The 3,780-nt window shown below is 70.7% G+C and carries 3 protein-coding genes; all 3 read left to right on the top strand.

The window, feature by feature from the left end; genetic code table 11:
* A partial coding sequence (locus NA2_RS21125) for a helix-turn-helix transcriptional regulator (RefSeq protein WP_008599327.1) occupies window positions 1-417 on the top strand: 417 nt, incomplete at its 5' end.
* A 170-nt stretch (window positions 418-587) separates the two neighbouring features.
* A complete protein-coding gene (pyrC, locus tag NA2_RS21120; RefSeq protein WP_008599326.1) occupies window positions 588-1,640 on the top strand; it encodes a dihydroorotase in 1,053 nt (350 codons plus the stop codon).
* Window positions 1,641-1,831: 191 nt separating this feature from the next.
* On the top strand, window positions 1,832-3,780 hold a 1,949-nt coding region (locus tag NA2_RS21115), incomplete at its 3' end, for a S8 family serine peptidase (RefSeq protein WP_008599325.1).

Below are 3,780 nucleotides of genomic sequence, written 5' to 3'. Positions count from 1 at the left end.
GACCGCCGGCTGCAGGCGCTGGCCGCCGCCAGCACCAGTGCGCCGTTCATGCGCGCCGCCCGGCGGCAGGCCCCGCCGGTGGTCGTCCGCCGGCCCGTCGGCCGGCCGCTGGTGGTGGAGGCGGTCACGCTGCCGCGCCTGATCACGCCCCTGTCGAGCAAGGCCAGCGCGCTGGTCATCGTCACCGATCTGGATGCACCGTCACGCACGCCCGGCGCGCTGCTGGCGCGCATGTTCGGTCTCACCCCGGCTGAGGTCAGGCTCTGCGAAGCCCTGATGCAGGGCCTGTCGGTCAGGGAGGCGGCGGAGCGGATCGGCATCACCGAGCAGACGGCCCGCCAGCGGCTGAAGATCATCTTCCAGAAGACCGACACGAACCGCCAATCCGAGCTGATGCTGCTCCTGGCGAAATTGTGAGCCGCCTGGCGGCGGGGATGCTCCGGCGTCGGAACCTGCTAATCGATTGAGCCGTCCCCACGCCGGCTTAAACCGGCGCGCGGCCTTGAATTTGATCGCCGCATGGGCGAAGGGATGCGGGCTCCCGGACGAACCGGGGCAAGGCTTCATCCGCTCTGGAGTTCCGTTCCGTGAAAACCCTGACCATCCGCCGCCCCGACGATTGGCATCTGCATCTGCGCGACGGCGCGGTCCTGGACGCGGTCCTGCCGCATTCCTCGGCCGATTTCGCCCGCGCCATCATCATGCCCAATCTGGTGCCGCCGGTCGTCACCACCGCCGACGCGCTGGCCTATCGCGAACGCATCATGGCGGCCCTGCCGGAGGGACACGACTTCACCCCGCTGATGACGCTGTACCTCACCGAGCAGACCGAGCCCGACGATGTCGCCGCCGGCGTCGAGAGCGGCCTGATCAAGGCGCTCAAGCTCTATCCGGCGGGCGCCACCACCAATTCGCAGAGCGGCGTGCGCGACCTGACCAGGGTCCAGCCCGTGCTGGAACGCATGGCCGAGCTGGGCATCCCGCTGTGCATCCATGGCGAGGTGACGGACCCGGCGATCGACATCTTCGACCGCGAGGCCGCTTTCATCGATCAGGTGCTGGAGCCGCTTCGCAAGCGCCTGCCCGAACTGAAGATCGTCATGGAGCACGTGACCACGCGCGACGGCGTCGACTATGTGAGAAGCGCCGAGCGCAACCTCGCCGGCACGCTGACGCCGCATCACCTGATCATCAACCGCAACGCGCTTCTGGCCGGCGGCATCCGCCCGCACTATTACTGCCTGCCCGTCGCCAAGCGCGAGGAGCACCGGCTGGCGCTGCGCGAGGCGGCGACGTCCGGCGACCGGCGCCTTTTCCTCGGCACGGATTCGGCGCCGCATCTCGACCCGATGAAGGAATGCGCCTGCGGCTGCGCCGGCGTCTTCAACTCCGTCAACACGCTGGCCTGCGTGGCGCATGTCTTCGAGGACGAAGGCGCGCTCGACCGTCTGGAGGCGTTCACCTCGCTCAACGGCCCGGCCTATTACGGGCTCCCCGCAAACGAGACGCGCGTCACGCTGGTGCGGCACGACACGCCGCTCGCCTATCCGAAGTCGGTTCCCACGGCCGAGGGCGCGATCACCGTGTTCGACCCGATGTTCCCGCTGCACTGGGCCGTCGAGGGCAGCCCCGTCGGCTGACGGTCGGAGATCCCGGACCGGTTCGGCGTTTCATGGAAAGGCTGAACCGGCCGATCTCATTGCTTCTCCACATTGGTGCGGTCTTCGGGTGATGTCACCTGACCGCAAGACTGCCCCGGCGCTTCTTTGCGCATAAGAACCATTCCGTGGCCGGTCGGGCTTGCCTCGACCCTGGCCACGGGATGCAGCTCATGCGCCGCACATTGCCGCTTGCCTGCCTGGCGCTGCTGGGCAGCCTCGCCCTCACCGCGTGCGGCGGCGAAGACGCGGCGCCCGCCGTCATTCCAGCCCCCGGCCCGGACCCCGGCCCGGTGACGCCGCCGAAGGAGCCGCCCTATGGCGGAACCTACCCGGTCTTCGCCCTGCAGGAGGCGGCGCGGCACCGCCTGAACCCCGAATTCACCCGCATCGACCCGACCCCGGCGGAGGAAGCGCAGCTGCGGGCGCAGTTCGGCCTCGAGGCGCAATGCGCCGGCAGCGCCAATCCCGACTGCATCAGCGCCCCGGCCTACGGCCTGCAGAACATCGACGTCGCCCACACGGCCAAACTGCCGGACGGGCGGAACGTGACCGGCGAGGGAACGCTGATCGCCGTCGTCGACAACGGCTACCGCACCACGCATCAGGAGCTGGCCGACAAGACCCTGCTCCGCTTCCTGGGCGACACGCCGGCGCTCGGGAGCGACAGCCACGGCACGGCGGTGGCGGCCATCGCCGCCGGCGCGGCGGACGGCCGGGGCATGATGGGCGTGGCACCCGGCGCGGCGCTCCACCTGTCCTCCTGGGCGGTCGTGGAGGACGGGGACGTTCCCGCCCATATCGCGGCGGCCACGCGGGACGCGGCGGCGCATGGCGCGGTCGTCCAGAACAATTCCTGGGGCTGGCAGGCGGAGAAGGCGGCCGATGCGGAAGCGCGTGCCTTCGCCGGTTCCGGCGCAGCCGACTATGCGGAGCACCTCACCCTGCGGCTGGGCGGAACGGCGGCCGAATGGCGAAGGCTGTTCTCCGCCTACGACGCCTTCCAGGAAACCGGCGTGATCGTCTTCGCCAACACGAACGACCGCGCGCTGGGCGACGCCTCCGCCTGGGCATCCCTGCCGAACTTCGTCCCGCAGCTCGGCGAGGCATGGATCGCCGTCAGCAATGCGCTCTTCTCGATCGACGGCGGGACGGGCTCCATTCTCGAAGCCGATCTCCTGTCGGCTCCCTGCGGCACCGCCGCGCGTTTCTGCCTGACGGCGGACGGTTCGCTGGTCGTGCCGACCGCCGGCCATGACAGCGCCTATGCGCCGGGCACCGGCACCTCCTATGCCGCGCCACAGGTCTCCGGCGCGGTCGCTCTCCTGGCGCAGGCCTTCCCCAACCTGGCGCCGGCGGAGCGGACCGCCCGGCTGCTCGCCACCGCGCGGCGCGACTGGCCCGGTTTCCAGGCGTCGATCGCCGGCGAAACCGCGTTCGCGCAGAGCGTCCGCCGAACCTATTCGCGTCTCTACGGGCATGGCGTTCCGGACCTGAAAGCCGCGCTGTCGCCGGTCGGAGGCCTGTCGATCGCCAGCGGCAGGACGGTGTTCGACGGGGCGCGGTCGCCGCTGTCGCAGGGTCTCGTCGCCGAGGCACCCATCGTCGGCAACGCCATCGCCCGCGCGCTTGCCGGAAAGAGGATCATGGCGGTGGACGCGCTCGGCACCGGTTTCCACGTTCCGGCGGACCTTGCGAACAGCGCGCATGCGCGGCGCGCCACCTTCGCCCGGACACCGCCGGGGCAGCGCCTCGGCCAGGCCTTTGCCTTTGCGGCGTCAATGTCCGGCGAAGCCGCGGACCTCGCCGAAACCGGCCGGGCCAAGCTGCTTTTCTCCCATGGATTTGCCGGCTTCGGACCGGTCTCCGCACCGGCCTTCTCGCGCCTGCTGGCGTTCGGCCCCGATGCCCATCTGCAGCTCTCCGGCGCGATGGACCGTCTCTCGGGCGCGGCGCGCTTCACGGCTTCGCGCCTGGCGTCGGGCGGGCGCTTCTCGAGCGAACTGGCCTTTTCCGCCGGTCACGACGGTCCCGGCGGCGTGTTCGGCGCACCGTCGCCCGGCCTCCCCATGGCGACCGGCGGCAGCGGTTTCGCCGCCGCGAGCCTGACCGCCGGCGCGGG

The organism is Nitratireductor pacificus pht-3B (genome assembly GCF_000300335.1).
Lineage (GTDB): Bacteria > Pseudomonadota > Alphaproteobacteria > Rhizobiales > Rhizobiaceae > Nitratireductor > Nitratireductor pacificus.
This window is presented reverse-complemented; position numbering and strand designations above follow the sequence as displayed.